16 protein-coding genes and 1 pseudogene are annotated in these 16,056 nt (G+C 70.2%); 5 read left to right on the top strand and 12 right to left on the bottom strand.

What is annotated here, in order from left to right:
• Positions 1-8: 8 nt before the first annotated feature.
• From smc to ACJMNC_RS02135, 3 genes are all read right to left on the bottom strand, one after another.
• Complete coding sequence (smc, locus tag ACJMNC_RS02125; RefSeq protein WP_408946293.1) at positions 9-3,602, bottom strand: chromosome segregation protein SMC; 3,594 nt, start codon at positions 3,600-3,602, stop codon at positions 9-11.
• Between the two features lie 72 nt (positions 3,603-3,674).
• A complete protein-coding gene (locus ACJMNC_RS02130) occupies positions 3,675-3,965 on the bottom strand; it encodes an acylphosphatase (RefSeq protein WP_408946294.1) in 291 nt (96 codons plus the stop codon).
• Between the two features lie 4 nt (positions 3,966-3,969).
• Positions 3,970-4,377, bottom strand: a complete 408-nt coding sequence (locus tag ACJMNC_RS02135) for an OsmC family protein (RefSeq protein ID WP_408946295.1) — start codon at positions 4,375-4,377, stop codon at positions 3,970-3,972.
• Between the two features lie 250 nt (positions 4,378-4,627).
• On the opposite strand from ACJMNC_RS02135, the gene ACJMNC_RS02140 reads away from it, so the two are divergent.
• Positions 4,628-4,822 (top strand): hypothetical protein, encoded by a 195-nt coding sequence (locus ACJMNC_RS02140; protein WP_408946462.1) that lies wholly within the window; start codon positions 4,628-4,630, stop codon positions 4,820-4,822.
• 244 nt (positions 4,823-5,066) lie between these two features.
• Here the strand turns inward: ACJMNC_RS02140 and ACJMNC_RS02145 are convergent.
• The 7 genes and pseudogenes from ACJMNC_RS02145 to rsmD form a co-directional block, all read right to left on the bottom strand.
• Positions 5,067-5,297: pseudogene (locus tag ACJMNC_RS02145) on the bottom strand (MFS transporter); the annotation flags it as partial.
• Positions 5,298-5,728: 431 nt separating this feature from the next.
• Positions 5,729-6,634 carry a bifunctional DNA-formamidopyrimidine glycosylase/DNA-(apurinic or apyrimidinic site) lyase gene (gene mutM, locus ACJMNC_RS02150; protein ID WP_408946296.1) on the bottom strand — a complete coding sequence of 302 codons (906 nt, stop codon included), beginning with the start codon at positions 6,632-6,634 and terminating at the stop codon, positions 5,729-5,731.
• A 64-nt stretch (positions 6,635-6,698) separates the two neighbouring features.
• Complete coding sequence (rnc, locus tag ACJMNC_RS02155) at positions 6,699-7,427, bottom strand: ribonuclease III (RefSeq protein WP_408946297.1); 729 nt, start codon at positions 7,425-7,427, stop codon at positions 6,699-6,701.
• Entirely contained in the window at positions 7,424-7,987 is a 564-nt protein-coding gene (locus ACJMNC_RS02160; RefSeq protein ID WP_408946298.1) for a YceD family protein, read from the bottom strand. Before ACJMNC_RS02160 ends, rnc begins: the two co-directional genes overlap by 4 nt.
• A gap of 32 nt (positions 7,988-8,019) precedes the next feature.
• Positions 8,020-8,841 carry a DivIVA domain-containing protein gene (locus ACJMNC_RS02165; protein WP_408946299.1) on the bottom strand — a complete coding sequence of 274 codons (822 nt, stop codon included), beginning with the start codon at positions 8,839-8,841 and terminating at the stop codon, positions 8,020-8,022.
• Between the two features lie 124 nt (positions 8,842-8,965).
• Positions 8,966-9,454, bottom strand: coding sequence for a pantetheine-phosphate adenylyltransferase (coaD, locus tag ACJMNC_RS02170; RefSeq protein WP_408946300.1), 489 nt, complete (start codon positions 9,452-9,454; stop codon positions 8,966-8,968).
• Between the two features lie 35 nt (positions 9,455-9,489).
• On the bottom strand, positions 9,490-10,044 hold the full coding sequence (gene rsmD, locus ACJMNC_RS02175; protein WP_408946301.1) for a 16S rRNA (guanine(966)-N(2))-methyltransferase RsmD: 555 nt from the start codon (positions 10,042-10,044) through the stop codon (positions 9,490-9,492).
• 158 nt (positions 10,045-10,202) lie between these two features.
• Between rsmD and ectA the strand changes: the two genes are divergently transcribed.
• The 4 genes from ectA to ACJMNC_RS02195 are packed head-to-tail and all read left to right on the top strand — an operon-like array spanning position 10,203 to position 13,361.
• Positions 10,203-10,742, top strand: coding sequence for a diaminobutyrate acetyltransferase (gene ectA / locus ACJMNC_RS02180; protein ID WP_408946302.1), 540 nt, complete (start codon positions 10,203-10,205; stop codon positions 10,740-10,742).
• Between the two features lie 33 nt (positions 10,743-10,775).
• On the top strand, positions 10,776-12,050 hold the full coding sequence (gene ectB / locus ACJMNC_RS02185; protein WP_408946303.1) for a diaminobutyrate--2-oxoglutarate transaminase: 1,275 nt from the start codon (positions 10,776-10,778) through the stop codon (positions 12,048-12,050).
• Positions 12,047-12,439, top strand: a complete 393-nt coding sequence (locus tag ACJMNC_RS02190; protein ID WP_408946304.1) for an ectoine synthase — start codon at positions 12,047-12,049, stop codon at positions 12,437-12,439. Before ectB ends, ACJMNC_RS02190 begins: the two co-directional genes overlap by 4 nt.
• A gap of 37 nt (positions 12,440-12,476) precedes the next feature.
• Positions 12,477-13,361 carry a Sir2 family NAD-dependent protein deacetylase gene (locus ACJMNC_RS02195; protein ID WP_408946305.1) on the top strand — a complete coding sequence of 295 codons (885 nt, stop codon included), beginning with the start codon at positions 12,477-12,479 and terminating at the stop codon, positions 13,359-13,361.
• On the opposite strand, the gene proB is transcribed toward ACJMNC_RS02195, so the two are convergent.
• Both proB and obgE read right to left on the bottom strand, forming a co-directional pair.
• On the bottom strand, positions 13,358-14,494 hold the full coding sequence (gene proB, locus ACJMNC_RS02200) for a glutamate 5-kinase (RefSeq protein WP_408946306.1): 1,137 nt from the start codon (positions 14,492-14,494) through the stop codon (positions 13,358-13,360). The genes ACJMNC_RS02195 and proB overlap by 4 nt on opposite strands.
• Positions 14,487-16,001 carry a GTPase ObgE gene (obgE, locus tag ACJMNC_RS02205; RefSeq protein WP_408946307.1) on the bottom strand — a complete coding sequence of 505 codons (1,515 nt, stop codon included), beginning with the start codon at positions 15,999-16,001 and terminating at the stop codon, positions 14,487-14,489. The genes proB and obgE overlap by 8 nt, the downstream gene beginning before the upstream one ends.
• Between the last annotated feature and the right edge of the window lie 55 nt (positions 16,002-16,056).

A 16,056-nucleotide genomic window follows, 5' to 3' on the forward strand; every position in this document is an offset into this window, starting at 1 on the left:
GCACGCTGTCAGTTCGCGGGGGCGGCGATGTCCACGCCGCGCATCCGCTGCGAGATCACCTGGGTGATGCCGTCGCCGCGCATACTCACCCCGTAGAGGGCGTCGGCGATCTCCATAGTGGGCTTCTGGTGGGTGATCACGATCAGCTGAGACTTCTCCCGCAGCTGTTCGAACAGGCTGATCAGCCTGCGCAGGTTGGCGTCGTCGAGGGCGGCCTCGACCTCGTCCATCACATAGAACGGCGAGGGCCGGGCCCGGAAGATCGCCACCAGCATGGCCACCGCGGTCAGCGACTTCTCACCACCGGAGAGCAGCGAGAGCCGTTTGACCTTCTTCCCCGGCGGACGCGCCTCCACCTCGACGCCGGTGGTGAGCATGTCGCCGGGATCGGTCAGCACCAACCGGCCCTCGCCGCCCGGGAAGAGCGTGGCGAAGACCTGCGAGAACGCTTTCTCCACGTCGGCGTAGGCGTCGGTGAAGACCTGCAGGATGCGGGCGTCGACCTCGGCGACCACGTCGAGGAGATCGGCGCGGGCTGCTTTGACGTCTTCGAGCTGTGCGGAGAGGAAGTTGTAGCGCTCCTCGAGAGCCGCGAACTCCTCGAGGGCCAGCGGATTGACCTTGCCCAGAGTGTTGAGGTCCTTCTGAGCGGACTTGGCGCGCGCCTCCTGTGTGCGCCGGTCGTAGGGCATCGGTGCCGGGGCCACCACCAGTTCGCCGCGCTCCTTGGCCTCGGCGTATTCGCGCAGTTCCAGCTCGGACGGCGGCATCGGCACGTCCGGCCCGTATTCGGCGACCAGATCGTCCGGGGCGATGCCGAACTGCTCGGTCACCTGCTCCTCGAGCTGCTCGATCCGCAGCGCGGCCTGGGCGCGGGCGAGTTCGTCGCGGTGCACCGCATCGCGCAGGGTGTTCAGTTCGGCGGTGAGTGCGTCGACGGTGCCGCGGAGCTCCTCGGTCTCGGCGGTACGCGCGGTGCGGGTCTCCTCGAGCCGGTCGCGGCCGGCCTGCGCCTGCGCGACACAGGCGGTGACCGCGGTCAGAGTCTGTTCGGCGGCGGCGGCCACGGCGGCGGCCACCCCTGCCGCGTACCGGCGCTGCGCGTCCTGCCGGCGGGCGCGTTCGCGGGCGGCGCGCTCGGCTCCGGCCTGCCGGCGCAGTCCGTCGGCCTTGCCGCGGATCGAGGCGAGGCGTTCCTCGGCGGTGCGCAGGGCCAGCCGGGTCTCCACCTCCACCGACCGGGCGGTGGCCACCTCGGCGGCCGCGGCCTCGCGCAGCTGACGGTCGGCGTCGCCGTCCGGGGCGTCTGCGCCCTCGTCGGCGGCCAGCCGCAGCCGCTCGTCCACCTCGGTGAGCTTCGTCAGATTCTCCGCGCGCCCCTCCTCCGCCTTATCGCGCTGGTGCAGCAGCCGCTGGGCCTCCTGTTCGGCGCTGCGGATGTCGGCCCCGAGCCGGCCGAGCAGTTCGTAGGCTGCGCCGACGTTGGCGTCGGACTCGCCGAGTGCGGCCAGGGCGCCCTCGGCCGCCTCGGAGGCGTCGTGCTCGTCGGCCACGGCCTGGGCCAGTTCGGCTTCCAGACGCTCGGCATCGCCGCGAGCCCGGGCCAGATCCTCGGTGGCGGTGTCGATGGCCGACTGCACCTCGAGAGTCGACGGGCGCCGCGCCGAACCGCCCTCGACCGTCGCACGCGAGATCCGGTCGCCGCTGCGGGTCACCGCCAGCACCTCGTAGTCGCGGGCGATCGTCATCGCCTGCTCGGCGTCGTCGACCAGCACGATCCCCTCGAGCAGGACGTCAATGGCCCCGGCGATCGAACCCGGTGCGGTGACGGCGTCGCGCGCCCAGATCACCCCCGACGGCAGCTGCGGCGCGGTGCCGCGCGCGCGGTCGGGCAGTCCGCCGACGATCAGTGCGGCCCGTCCCCCGTCGCCGCCGTGCAGTGCGTCGAGTGCGCGGACAGCCGCGAGTTGGTCGACGGTGGCGATGGCATCGACGGCCGGGCCCAGGGCGCCGGCGATCGCGGCCTCGTAGCCGGGTTCGACGGTGAGCAGTTCGGAGAGCGGGGCCAGCAGCCCGTCGGTCTGCTTCTCCAACAGCCAGGCGCCGCCGTCGGCACGTTCGAGGCCCACCGCGAGGGCGTCGATGCGGGCGGTCAGCGACGCGATGCGCTGCTGGGCCTCGCGTTCGTCCACGCGCAGCTGTTCCACCCGCTCGGTGGCGGCGGCCAAGGCGGCCACGCACCGTTCGTGGTGCTCGTCGAGGCCTTCTTCGCGGCTTTCGAGTTCGGCCATCTTCTCCGCAGCGGCCGACATCTCGGCTTCGGCGGCGGCGGCGCGTTCGCGGGCCGCTTCCACCGCAGCGGTCAGCCGCTCGGCCTCGGCGTCGACGGATTCGATGCGGGTACGCAGATTGGCGGCCTGGCCCTCGAGCCGGGCCAGCCCCTCGCGCCGGTCGGCGACGGCCTGCACCGCGGCCAGATGCGCCTTCTCCGCGGAGGTGGCCACCTGCTCGGCCGCGGCCAGGGCGGCGGTGGCCTCCTGCAGCGCCTCGGCGGCGGCTTCGACGGCGGCGGCCTGTTCGGCCTCGGCCAGGGCGGCTTCCTCGGCGCGCCGCTCCAGTTCGTCCGGGTCCGGCCCGCTGGGAGCCGGCGCGGCGGTGGCCAGGTTCGCGGCACGTTCGGCGGCCACCCGGCGGGTGCCCTCGACGCGTTCGGCCAGGGCGCTGAGCGCGTAGAAGACCCGGCCCGCCTCGGCGGCGGCCGGCGCGACGGTGCTGAGCTCTGCCTGCGAGGCGGTCAGCGCCTCGGTGGCGGCATCGACCTGGGCGGCCAGCTCGTTGCGGCGGGCGGTGATCTGTTCCTCGACGGCGGTGTGCTCGGCCATCTCCGCACGCCGGGTCACCAGATCGTCGGCGGCCAGCCGCAGCCGCGCGTCGCGCAGTTCGGCCTGCACGGTGGCGGCGCGGCGCGCCACCTCCGCCTGCCGGCCGAGCGGTTTGAGCTGGCGCCGCAGTTCGGCGGTCAGGTCGGTGAGCCGGGCGAGGTTGGCGGCCATCGCATCGAGTTTGCGCACCGCTTTCTCCTTGCGGCGGCGGTGTTTGAGGACGCCGGCGGCCTCCTCGATGAAGGCGCGGCGTTCCTCGGGACGCGATTCGAGGATCTGCGACAGGCGGCCCTGGCCGACGATGACGTGCATCTCGCGGCCGATACCGGAGTCGGAGAGCAGTTCCTGGACGTCCATCAACCGGCAGGAGGAGCCGTTGATCTCGTATTCGCCGGCGCCGTCGCGGAACATCCGGCGGGTGATCGAGACCTCGGAGTATTCGATCGGCAGCGCACCGTCGGAGTTGTCGATCGTCAGTGTGACCTCGGCGCGGCCGAGCGGCGCGCGCTCGGAGGTGCCGGCGAATATGACGTCGGCCATCTTCCCGCCGCGCAGCGCCTTGGCGCCCTGTTCACCCATGACCCAGGTGAGTGCGTCGACCACATTGGACTTACCCGAACCGTTGGGGCCCACCACGCAGGTGATGCCCGGCTCGAAGCGCAGCGTCGTGGACGACGCGAACGACTTGAAGCCTTTCAGGGTGAGACTCTTGAGGTGCACGACGATCAACCCTACCGGTCAGGACGCTGCGGGGATGCGCTCAGACCCCGAACGGCGCACCGGTGCCGCGGCTCAGCGCTCGACGAATCCGGCCAGGTCACCGCGGGCGGGACCGAAACTCTCCACCACCAGGTCCACCCGGCCCGGCGTGGTGCCCGAACGCAGCAGGCCCAGCAACGTCTCGAGGGCGGGCCGCGGCCCCTCGGCCACCACCCGCACCTTGCCGTCGGCCTGGTTGGCGGCATAACCGGTCAGTGCGAGCTCCAGGGCTCGCGACCTGGTCCACCAGCGGAAGCCGACGCCCTGGACGTGTCCGTGCACGAATGCTGTCAGCCGCTGGTTCCCCGTGTCCGGAGCGCTCATCGGGCTACTCCGTCTCGATGGTCAGCGAGACCTCGGTGCCGGCCTTGAGGGTGCGGCCGACCGTGCAGACCCGGTCTACCGCCCGCTCGACCACGGTCAGCAGCCGCTGCGCGGCCTCCGGATCGAGTTCGGACAGGTCCAGTTCGAAGACCTCGTCGAGCTTCGGATAGCGCTCGTTCTCGCGGTCGGCGTCGCCGGAGACCCGGACGGTGGCGTCGTAGTCGTCACCGAGCCGGCGGGCCAGCGGAACGTCGGTGGCCATGCCGGTGCAGGCGGCCAGCGCCACCTTCATCAGCTCTCCGGGCGTGAAGACGCCGTCGACGTCCTCGCTGCCGATGAGGACCTGCGCCCCCCGCGAGCTGTGCCCGCTGTAGCGGCGGCTTCCGGTGCGCTGCACCCAGAGCTCTGTCATCGTCTCGTCTTCCTCTCGATCACCGACGTGCATCGCGGCACAACGCGCGGTGCGCCCCGAACCTTCCCGTTCGCGGTCCCATCTCCGGCACCAAGCGTATGGGACGGGGTGTGCACCGGGGCGCGAGGCCGATCACGGCGCTTGCGCTCGCGCCCACAGCGCACAGTCGTTCGGCATCGTCGCCGCCCGGAGCCGCCGCGCCCGCAGCGTCCGGCTCACCGGTCCCCGGGTACCTGCCGTGGTGACCGAGGTGACCCGGTATCGCGACGACGTCCAGCGACTCTGGAAGGCGACTCTCCGGTTCGAGGACTCGCAGGGCACACAGCGGTGGCACCGGTGCGTGCACCACCGCAGAGCAGCGGTCGGCAGCAGACACTGGATCCGCTACGACCCGCGGCGGCCGGGACGGAAGTCGACCCTGTTCGTCGACTGGCAGCAGCGGTGACGCGCTGCCGGTGACCCGCGGTCAGAGCGCCGGGCCGGCCGCCGCCCCGGGAGCACCGGACTCGCCCTGCGGCGCGGTCCGCGATCCGTGCCGCGGAAAGAACAGCGCCGGGATGATGATCAGCGCGGTCAGACCGAAGGCCACCCAGAAGGCGACGCCGAAGGCGTCGGCCAGCGGCGTAGGCCGAGGAGATCGTCGGCATCATCACGGCACCGAGCCCCATGCCGCGCACGAAGAGCGCGATGCTCAGCCAGACATAGGAGCTATCGACGCTGAGCTGGGTGAACGGAAAGGTTCCGATCAGCGCGATCACCACGCCCACCGGCACCACGTACCCGGCGCCGATCCGGTCGGTCAGCCGCCCGCCGATGATCATCGCCACGATGGCGCCGAGCCCCTGGGGAGCCAGGAGCAGCCCGGCGTCGAACGCCCCCTCCCCGCGGAGGATCTGATAGTAGAGCGGGAGCAGCAGCATGCCGCCGAACAGGCCGATGGCCACCAGAAACACGGCCACGGTGGCGGACGGTACCGATCGGCGAGGGCGGCCGTACGCAGGTCCCGTGCGTCCCGGACCGTCTGCATCTCGGGCGCCACCGACGGCAGATCAGGCCCACACGGCGGCTCCAGCAGGATCACGGTGTCCGGCTCACCGCCCGGCGGCTGAACTTCGACGAGCGCCGAATGACGGCGGTGACCGCGATCGACGTCGAGCACCATCGCCCGCGCGTACACCGGCTCGGCGAGATCCGGAACACCGACGTCGGCGAAGGAGCGGGCTGCGGCGCGGGACCGGGCGGCGGCGGACGACTCGGCGGTGACCGGATCGGGCGGCGTCGTGCGGCCGCCTCTGCGCCATCGAGTCGTCCAGCCCATACGGACCAACTTATTTCATGGCCCTCACGCCGCTCATCGGCGTCGCTGGCATCGCGGGCAGAAGTGACTCGAACGATTCATGAACTGCTCTTTGACGAGCAGCGTCCCGCATCGCGAACACGGCTCGCCCGTGCGACCATAGGCCTGGAGACTGCGGGCGAAGTATCCGGATTCTCCGTTGACGTGCCGGTAGAGCGAGTCGAACGACGTGCCGCCTTCGGCGAGCGCATCGGTCATCACCTCCCGGGACGCATTCAGCAGACCGGTCAGCTTGGTGACCGGGACACTGGCGCCTTCACGCGCACCGTTGATCTTCATCCGCCACAGCGCCTCGTCGGCGTAGATGTTCCCGATCCCGGAGACCAGCCCCTGCTGCAGCAGCAAGCTCTTCACCGCTGCCCTCGAGCGCTTCATCCGCCGCGCCACCGCACCGGCATCGAAGACCGCCTCGAAGGGATCGGCAGCGATGTGCGCCATCTCCCTGGGGACGCGCCGGCCGTGGGCCTCGACCTCCCCCTCGGACAGAGACCACCCGCCGAAGAGTCGTTGATCGACGAAATCCAGCCGCAGGCCGTCGTCGAGGTAGGCGCTGATCCGGGTGTGCCGATGCAACGCCGCCCCCGGCTGCTGCTGCGACCGGTCATCGCGGCCGTCGGCGGCGATGAGCATCTGACCGCTCATCCCCAGGTGCACCATCAACTGTTCCTCGACGACGCTCTCGCCAGAGGATGGAGAGCCGGCACTGATCCAGAGGAACTTCCCGCGCCGGTCGACCGCGACCACCTTCAGGCCCTGCAGCCGGGCCTCGAGGTCGCGGGGTCCGTACGGATGGCGCTTGAGCGCACGCTCGTCGAAGATCCGCACCTGCTCGATGGTCCGATCGAGGATGTGCGCATCCAGGCCCCGACGGACCATCTCGACTTCTGGCAGTTCAGGCATGCACGTGATTCTCTCAGGCTCACCGGCAACGAACCGGAGCAGGCGGGGTGGGCCCGGGAACCGCTCAGGCGACCGGATCGCCGGCGTCGTCGTCCGCCGGCTGGCCGGACAGCGCATTCCACGCCAGCTCGGCGGCGTGCTGCTCGGCTTCCTTCTTGGTCCGCCCCTGGCCGGAGCCGAGCTCATCACCGCCGATCACCGCGGTCGCCGTGAAGTGCTTCGCATGATCCGGGCCGGTGGAGGTGATCTGATAGTGCGGCTGCCCCAGCCCCCTCTCGGCGACCAGTTCCTGCAGCGAGGTCTTCCAGTCCAGGCCGGCGCCCATCGTCCCGGCGCGGGTGATCACCGGCTCGAACAGATCCATGATCACCCGCTTGGCCACCTCCATACCGTGGTCGAGGAAGACCGCGCCGAACAGCGATTCGAGGCCGTCGGCCAGAATGCTCGCCTTGTCGCGCCCGCCGGTGAGCTCCTCACCGCGGCCGAGCAGCAGGTGCGCGCCGAGCCCGCCCGCTCCGAGTTCCCGGGCGATGGCCGCAAGAGCATTCATGTTCACCACCGAGGCGCGGATCTTGGCCAGCTCCCCCTCCGGACGGTCCGGGAAGCCGAGATACAGCCGTTCGGTGACCACCACCCCGAGCACCGAATCGCCGAGGAACTCCAGCCGCTCATTGGTGGGCAGCCCACCGTGCTCGTAGGCGTACGACCGATGCGTCAGGGCCAGTTCGAGTAGCTCGTCGCTGAGCTCCACCCCGAGGGCGGCGGTCAGCAGACTGCGGTCGGGCTTCTTCACGCTTTCCCCTGTCCGTCGGCCTCCGGTGTCTCGCCGGCGAACTTCGCCAGGCCCGCCCAGCGCGGATCGATGAGGTCGTGGCCGTGATCGGGGCCGGCGTCGGCCAGCTTGACCCCGCACTCCGGGCACAGCCCGGGGCAGTCCTCGCGGCACAGCGGGGACAGCGGCAGGGTGGTCGCCACCGCGTCGATGATCGTCTGCTCCAGCGCGATCTGTTCGTCGACGATGCGTTCGACGTCCTCGTCGTCGGTGGTCTGATCGGTTTCGCTGTCCGGGTACGCGAACAGCTCGGTGAGGAAGAGGTTCACCTCACCGGTGATCGGATCGAGGCAGCGCGCACACTGGCCGCGGGTCTCTGCCCGGACCGTTCCGGTCACCAGCACACCCTCGGACACCGACTCGAGCCGCACGTCCAGCTCTACCGGGGTGCCGGCCTCGATGCCGACCATCTCGGCGCCGATCCGGGTGTCGGAGACATCGGTCCGGTGCAGTTCGGTCATCGACCCGGCCCGCCGGGGCAGAGAACGGACGTCGATCACGAAGGCTTCGGTAGTACTCACTGCCGAGATTGTACCCGCAGGTAATGCGGGATTCAGCCCGCCATCGGTGCCGCGGCCGGCCGGTGAGCGCGCTCGTGGCCGAAGTCCGGGTTGGCGAAGTCGCCGCCCACGGCGTGCGGGTGCTCGACGTAGTCGTGGGTGCCGGCACCGGTCCGCAGCTGCTGGCGGCCGCGATTGACCGACCGCAGCGTGCCGGTGAGGACGTCCTCGAAGGCCGCCAGCTTCTCGTCGACGTAGACGTCGCATTCGCCGCGCAGGCGGTCCGACTCGGCGTAGGCCGCGTCGACGATGCGCTCGGCCTCCGACTTGGCGGCGGCCACCACCTCGGCCTCGGAGACCAGGCGCTGCTGCTCGGCGATGCCGTCGGCGACGGACTTCTCATAGTTCGCATTGCCGGCCTCGACCACGCGGGCGGCCTCGGCGCGGGCACGGCCGGTGACGGCCTCGAACTCGCGCTGCGCACCGTGCGCCAGGCGCTGTGCGTCCTCGTTGGCCGATTCGGTCACCGACCGGGCGTGCGCGGACGCCTCCTCGACCATGCGGTCGGCCTTGGCCTTGGCCTCGGAGAGCATCCGGTCCGCCTCGGCGCGGGCATGCGCCAGGGTCGACTCAGATTCGCTCTGCGCGCCGTCGATCAGTTCGTCGGCCGTGGTCCGAGCGTTGGCGACCAGGGTCTCCTTCTCGTCGAGCACGTCCTGTGCGTCGTCGAGTTCAGCCGGAATGGCATCACGCAAGTCGGCCAGCAGCTCGATCACCGCACTGCGCGGGACCACGCAGTTCGCGGACATCGGCACACTGCGGGCTTCTTCAACGATGTCGATCAGCTCGTCGAGAGCTTCAAAAACGCGGTACACGATGACCCCTATCCGGCACGGACGCCTCTTGTCTCACCCAGGGTTGCGGGTATTGCTGAGGCCATTGTGCCGAATGTTGCAGCTGTGACTAGGGAGGCAGGATGGGCGTGTCGCGACCGATCCGTCAGACCTTCCGCACGCCGTTGATCTTGTCCATCAGCGCCTGATGAATGGCCGGAGACAGATACGGCGCGGCCTCGCCGCCGAGTTTGGCGACCTCCTTGACCAGCGAACTCGACACGTGGGCGTACCGCGGATCGGTCAGCATGAACAGCGTCTCCGCACCGGAGAGCTCGCGGTTCATCTGCGCCATCGGCGCCTCGTAGGCGAAATCCGTCTCCGCCCGCAGTCCCTTGACGATGGTGGTGGCGTCCTCGTCGTGCACCAGATCCACCAGCAGTCCGGTCCAGCTGCGCACCGACACGTTCGGCAGATCGGCGCAGTCCCGCTCGATCAGCGCGATGCGCTCGTCGACGGAGAACATCCCCTGCTTGTTCGGGTTGACCACCACCGCCACGATCACCCGGTCGAAGCGGGCGGCGGTGCGCTCGACGACGAAGCGGTGACCGAGAGTGAAGGGGTCGTAGGATCCGGGGCACACGGCAGCGCTCATGGACCGAAGCCTACTTGCCCGGGCGGCCCCGGCGATCAGCCGGCGAGCGTAGTGGCCAGCAGCACCCGGGTGTCGCCGTAATCCTTATCGGCGACCTGCTCGAGACCGGCCGGCCACACCGGCGGCGCACTGCGCGAGCCGCGTTCGAGCACCACCCAGGCATCCGGAGCCAGATGCGGCCGCAGCGCCGCGAGCAACGCGTCCACCTCGTCGGCACCGACCTCGTAGGGCGGATCGACGAAGACCACGTCGAAGACTCCGCCCGGTGCGGACAGGAAGGCGTCGACGGTCCGGGCCACCACGCGGGCCCGCCCCTCGGCCCGGCAGACGGCGATGTTTTCGGTGATCACCCGAGCGGCCTTCCGGTCCGATTCGACCAGCACCGCGGTGGACGCGCCGCGGCTGAGCGCCTCGAGTGCGAGCGCCCCGGTTCCGGCGTACAGATCCAGCACCCGGGCGCCGGCCGGATCCATCCGGGCGGCGAGCATCGAGGCGATGGCCTCGCGAACGCGATCGGAGGTCGGACGGGTGCTGTCGGCGGGCGCGGCCAGGCGGCGGCCGCGGAACTCGCCGGCGATGATTCGAGGCATGATGCACCCATCCTACGGCCTGGGAAGTCCGTTCAGACGAACCGACTGTGACTTATCCCACACCCGTCCGCTGAACAGTAACGATCACCGATATTCGCCGATGAATATGGTTTCGGCAATGACTTTCGGCAATCGATCCGCCTAGCCTCGATGACGTCATGAATCCGGAACAACCGCCTTCAGACCGAAAGACCGCCGCCCCGGCGACGGTCCCGAAGATTCAATACCGCCGGCCCACGGTCGCCGACGGAATCCGCATGTGGGAGATCGCTCGCGACTCCCAGGTGCTCGACGTCAATTCCAGTTACGCCTACGTGCTGTGGGCCCACGATTTCACCGAGACATCGATTGTGGCCTGTGCCGACGGAAGGCCCGTCGGTTTCGTAACCGGATACCGCAAGCCCCGCCGGCCCGACGTGCTGATGGTGTGGCAGGTCGCGGTAGACGCCGATCAGCGCGGACGGGGAATCGCCGCGCAGATGCTGATCGACCTCTTCCGGCATTGCGCCGGAGCCGGGGTCACCAGCCTCGAGACCACCATCAGCCCGGACAACGTCGGCTCCCAGCGCACCTTCGCGTCGGCCGCCGAGACGCTCGGCCTCGGATTCCGGTCCGAGCCGCTCTTCGCCGTCGACGACTTCCCGGACGCACACCAGCCCGAAGATCTGTACATCCTCGACAGGCCGACCGATATCTGAATACCGATACCTGCATAAGGAACTGAACTAGAGATGACGACGACTATCGATACGCACGTGGACGACGCTACTTTTGCCAAGCATGAATCCGAAGTCCGCTCCTACTGCCGCAATTGGCCGGCGGTGTTCACCACCGCCTCCGGATCCTGGCTCACCGCCCAGGACGGCATTCGCTACCTCGATTTCTTCGCCGGCGCCGGAGCCCTGAACTACGGGCACAATCACCCCGTTCTCAAGGAGCGGCTGATCGACTACCTGGTGCGCGACGGCATCACGCACGGCCTGGACATGTACACCCAGGCCAAGGGCGAGTTCCTGGAGACCTTCAACCAGCGGATCCTCAGCCCCCGCGGGTACGACTACCGGGTACAGTTCCCCGGCCCCACCGGCACCAACGCCGTCGAGGCGGCCCTGAAGCTGGCCCGCAAGGTCACCGGCCGCGAAGCCGTGGTCAGCTTCACCAACGCCTTCCACGGGATGACCCTCGGCTCGCTGGCGGTGACCGGCAACGCCATGAAGCGCGCCGGCGCCGGCATCCCGCTGGTGCACAGCACCCCGATGCCCTTCGACAACTACTTCGACGGCGCCATGGAGGACTTCTCCTGGTTCGCCAAGACGCTCGACGACTCCGGTTCGGGACTGAACCGGCCGGCCGCCGTCATCGTCGAGACCGTGCAGGGCGAGGGCGGGGTCAACGTGGCCAGCGCCGAGTGGCTGCGCGCCCTGGCCGAGCTGTGCCGTGAGCGCGAGATCCTGCTCATCGTCGACGACGTCCAGATGGGCTGCGGCCGCACCGGCGAGTTCTTCTCGTTCGAGTTCGCCGGCATCCGGCCCGACATCGTCACCCTGTCCAAGTCGATCGGCGGCTACGGGCTGCCGATGGCACTGACCCTGATCCGTCCGGATCTGGACGTCTGGGGCCCGGGTGAGCACAACGGCACCTTCCGCGGCAACAATCCGTCCTTCGTCACGGCCACGGCCGCCCTCGAGCAGTTCTGGGCGGACGACGACCTCACCGACGCCGTGCACCGCAAGGGCGCGATCATCGAGGACCGTTTCGCCGAGCTGTGCATCAAGCATCCGGAGCTGAGCCACCGCGGCCGCGGCCTGGTGCAGGGCCTGGTCTTCGAAGACGGCGAGAAGGCCGCTGCGGCCTGCGCCCACGCCTTCGAGCACGGCCTGCTGGTGGAGACCGCCGGCCCGAGCGACGAGGTGATGAAGCTGCTGCCGCCGCTGACCATCAGCGAGGAGGATCTGCGCCACGGCCTGGACATCCTGGCCGCCGCCGTCGAGGAGGTGCTCGCATGATCGTCCGCACCACCGACGAGATCACCGGCACCGACCGCGACATCGCCGACGGAGCCTGGCGCTCCAAGCGCATCGTTCTGGCCGGCGACGGCGTGGGCTTCTCGTTCCACGAGACCGTCATCGAGCCGGGCTCGGTCAACGAGTTCCACTACGCCAACCACGTCGAGGCCGTCTGGCTCATCGAGGGCGAGGGTGAACTTCTCGACCGGGAGACCGGCATCACCTATCCCCTGGGCCCGGGCAGCATGTACCTGCTCGACGGCCACGAGCGGCACACGGTGACCGTCCGCGAGCGGATGCGCATGCTGTGCGTGTTCAACCCGCCGGTGGTCGGCGACGAGGTGCACGACGAGAACGGCGTGTACCCGCTCAAGACCGTCGACGCCTGAGCCCGGAGCGCGCCTCGCCGGCGCGCTACCCTGGGGTATGCGGACTCGAAGCGATGCCTGGATACCGGCGCCGCGCACCGAGCCCGACCCCGATCCGCTGACGCAGAGCCGTCGGCTGGCCGAACTCACGGCCGGCCGGCGGCTCGTCGTCGTCACCGGGGCCGGTCTGTCCACACCCTCGGGTATCCCCGACTACCGCAGCCCGGGATCGCCGCCCCGCACCCCGATGACCATCGAGATGTTCCTCAGCTCGCCCGATTTCCGGAGGCACTACTGGGCGCGCAACCATCTGGGCTGGCGGCACATGGATGCGGCCCGGCCCAATGCGGCGCACCGCGCCCTGGCCCGGCTCGAACAGACCGGCACCGTGGCCGGGGTGATCACCCAGAACGTGGACATGCTGCATCTGAAGGCGGGCTCGCGGCGGGTGGTGGATCTGCACGGCTCGTACGGGCGGGTGCGCTGCCTGCAGTGCGGACGCCGGCTCTCCCGCCATGCGCTCGACGCCCGCTTCGAGGCGGCCAATCCCGGCTTCCGCGAGTCGGTGAACGGGCGCGGCGCCATCGAGGTGGCCCCGGACGCCGACGCCGTGCTCGCCGAGACCTCCGGCTTCGTCCTGGTCGACTGCCCGGCCTGCTCGGGCATCCTCAAACCCGACATCGTGTACTTCGGTGAGACCGTCCCGAAAGACGTTGTGGCGCAGTCCTTCGCACTGGTCGACGAGGCCGACGCGGTACTCGTCGCGGGGTCGTCGCTGACCGTGATGAGCGGTCTGCGCTTCGTCAAGCGCGCCGCCCGCGACGGCAAGGAGGTCTTCATCGTCAATCGCGGCGCGACCCGTGCCGACGGCGTGGCGACGCTGAAGATCGACCACCGCTGCGAGGTGGTGCTGCCCGCTCTGGCGGATCTGCTGGAAGCCTAGATCCCGACCAGGTCGTCGGCGTGGATCACCGGACGGCGCAGCTCTGACGGCAGGACGTCGGTGGAGCGGCCGAGCATCTTGGTGACGTCCTCGGTGTCGTAGGCGGACACCCCGCGCGCGATCGCCGTGCCGTCGGGGGCGATCACCTCCACCACGTCGCCGGCCGAGAAGCTGCCCTCGACCATGGTGATACCGGCCGACAGCAGCGACCGGCGGCGGCGCAGTGCGGCCACGGCACCGTCGTCGATGGTGAGCCGCCCGTGGCTCTCGGCGGCGTGCCGCATCCAGAACCTGCGTGCCGACAGCCGCTGCGGCGGTGCGGCGAAGACGGTGCCCACCGAGGCATCCGAGAGCGCCCGGCCGGCGTCGGCGGCGGCCGCGAGCAGCACCGGCACCCCGGACTCGGAGGCGAGCCGGGCGGCCGAGAGCTTCGATGCCATCCCGCCGGTGCCCAGCGACCCCCCGGCCCCGGCGATCACCCCCTCGAGGTCCTCGGCGCCGCGGACCTCCTCGATGAACCGGGCGGGCGCACCGTCCGGTCCGGGCTTGCGCGGATCACCGCTGTAGAGTCCGTCCACATCGCTGAGCAGAACCAGTGCGTCGACCGCGGCCAGATGCGCCACCAGAGCGGCCAGCCGGTCGTTGTCGCCGAACCGGATCTCGTTGGTGGCCACCGTGTCGTTCTCGTTCACCACGGCCACCGCGTGCAGGGTGCGCAGCCGGTCGAGCGTCCGCTGTGCATTGGCATGACTGCGCCGGTCGGCCACATCGTCGGCGGTGAGCAGCACCTGTCCCACGGTCCGGTCGTAGCGGGCGAAGGAGGTGCCCCAGGCGTGCGCCAATCGCAGCTGCCCCACCGAGGCGGCGGCCTGCTTGGTGGCCAGATCGGTGGGTCGCATGTGCAGTCCGAGCGGGGCGATACCCGCGCCGATCGCCCCGGACGACACCACGATCACATCGCTGCCGGCGCGCATCCGGGCTTCGAGAGCATCGACGAGCGCGTCGAGCCGCGCCATGTCCAGGCCGGTGTGCAGGTCGGTCAGCGCCGAGGAGCCGATCTTGACGACGATGCTGCGGGCTGCGGCGATCCCGGCCCGGGCCGGGCTGGTCATCGCCCCGGGCGCCTCACTCATCGTCGGTGTCTCCACTGCCCGCGCCGTCGTCGGCGTACTCCCAGCCGAGGCCCTCGTCGCCGGCCTCGTCGGGACGTTCGCGGCGCAGCTTGCGGGCCTGCTTGCGTTCGGCGGCACCGATGCGGTCGCTGCGTTCGAGACGCACGTCCGTGCCGCGACCGGTGAGCGGCACCTCCTGGCCCATCGGGGTGCTCGGCTCCCAGTCGAAGCTGACCTCGCCGATGGTCACCGAGCAGCCCGGCTGAGCGCCGCGTTTGACCAGCGCGTCCTCCACCCCGAGCCGGTTGAGCCGGTCGGCGAGATAGCCGACGGCCTCGTCGTTCTCGAACTGGGTCTGCCGGATCCAGCGTTCCGGGCGGGCGCCGCGGACGATGAAACCGCCCTCGACGTCGGGATCGGCCTCGATCGTGAACTCTCCCTGGTCGACGGCCTTGGGCCGGATCACGGCCCGCCGGGCGACCGGCTTGTCGTGCTCCCGCCGGTAGTCGGCGACCAGCTCGGCCAGCGCGTAGGTCAACTCGTTGAGGCCGATGTGCGCCACCGCGGAGATGCGGTAGACCGGCCAGCCGCGTTCCTCGAGTTCGGGCTGCACCAGATCGGCCAGGTCCGCCGCATCCGGGATGTCGATCTTGTTGAGGATGACGATGCGCGGGCGCTGCGCGAGATCGCCCAGCGAATGGTCCGCGCTCAGCGCCGGCTGATAGGCGGCCAGCTCGGCTTCGAGCGCGTCGATGTCGGAGATCGGATCACGACCGGGTTCGAGGGTGGCGCAGTCCACCACGTGCGCGAGCACCGCGCAGCGCTCCAGGTGCCGCAGGAAGTCCAGACCCAGTCCGCGCCCCTGCGAGGCGCCGGGAATCAGGCCGGGGACGTCGGCGACGGTGAACGTGTCGGCACCGGCGGTGACCACGCCCAGATTGGGAGCGAGGGTGGTGAACGGATAGTCCGCGATCTTCGGCTTGGCGGCCGAAAGCACCGACACCAGCGACGACTTGCCGGCCGACGGGAAGCCGACCAGGCCCACATCGGCCACCGATTTGAGTTCGAGGATCAGCTCGCGTTCCTGACCGGGCTCGCCGAGCAGGGCGAAGCCGGGCGCGCGCCGGGCCTTGGACGCCAGCGCCGCATTGCCCAGTCCCCCGCGACCGCCCTCGGCGGCGACGAACTCGGTGCCCGCACCCACCAGATCGGCGAGGATCGCGCCGTGCTCGTCGAGCACCACGGTGCCGTCGGGCACCTTGAGCACCAGAGACTCGCCGTTGGCACCGCTGCGGTTGCCGCCCTCACCGGGTCTGCCGTTGCCGGCCTTGGCGTGCGGGCGGAAGTGGAAGTCGAGCAGCGTGTGCACCTGCGGATCCACCACGAGGGTCACGTCACCGCCGGAACCGCCGTTCCCGCCGTCCGGGCCGCCGAGCGGCTTGAACTTCTCCCGATGCACGGAGGTGCAGCCGTGGCCGCCGTTGCCGGCCTGCAGCGAGATCTTGACCCGGTCGACGAATCGCGACACTGCGGGCCTCCTTCGGGACGGTGATGAGTGGGGCGAGCGGCCCCGGTGGACAGAC

The organism is Gordonia sp. VNK21 (assembly GCF_046098115.1).
Taxonomy (GTDB): domain Bacteria; phylum Actinomycetota; class Actinomycetes; order Mycobacteriales; family Mycobacteriaceae; genus Gordonia.

Coding starts and splice junctions, on each gene's coding strand:
- proB (WP_408946306.1), bottom strand. CDS start 14,494: ATGAGTGAGGCGCCCGGGGCGATGACCAGCCCGGCCCGGGCCGGGATC.
- ACJMNC_RS02130 (WP_408946294.1), bottom strand. CDS start 3,965: ATGAGCGCTCCGGACACGGGGAACCAGCGGCTGACAGCATTCGTGCAC.
- ACJMNC_RS02135 (WP_408946295.1), bottom strand. CDS start 4,377: ATGACAGAGCTCTGGGTGCAGCGCACCGGAAGCCGCCGCTACAGCGGG.
- ectB (WP_408946303.1), top strand. CDS start 10,776: ATGACGACGACTATCGATACGCACGTGGACGACGCTACTTTTGCCAAG.
- rsmD (WP_408946301.1), bottom strand. CDS start 10,044: ATGCCTCGAATCATCGCCGGCGAGTTCCGCGGCCGCCGCCTGGCCGCG.
- ACJMNC_RS02195 (WP_408946305.1), top strand. CDS start 12,477: ATGCGGACTCGAAGCGATGCCTGGATACCGGCGCCGCGCACCGAGCCC.
- ectA (WP_408946302.1), top strand. CDS start 10,203: ATGAATCCGGAACAACCGCCTTCAGACCGAAAGACCGCCGCCCCGGCG.
- coaD (WP_408946300.1), bottom strand. CDS start 9,454: ATGAGCGCTGCCGTGTGCCCCGGATCCTACGACCCCTTCACTCTCGGT.
- ACJMNC_RS02190 (WP_408946304.1), top strand. CDS start 12,047: ATGATCGTCCGCACCACCGACGAGATCACCGGCACCGACCGCGACATC.
- mutM (WP_408946296.1), bottom strand. CDS start 6,634: ATGCCTGAACTGCCAGAAGTCGAGATGGTCCGTCGGGGCCTGGATGCG.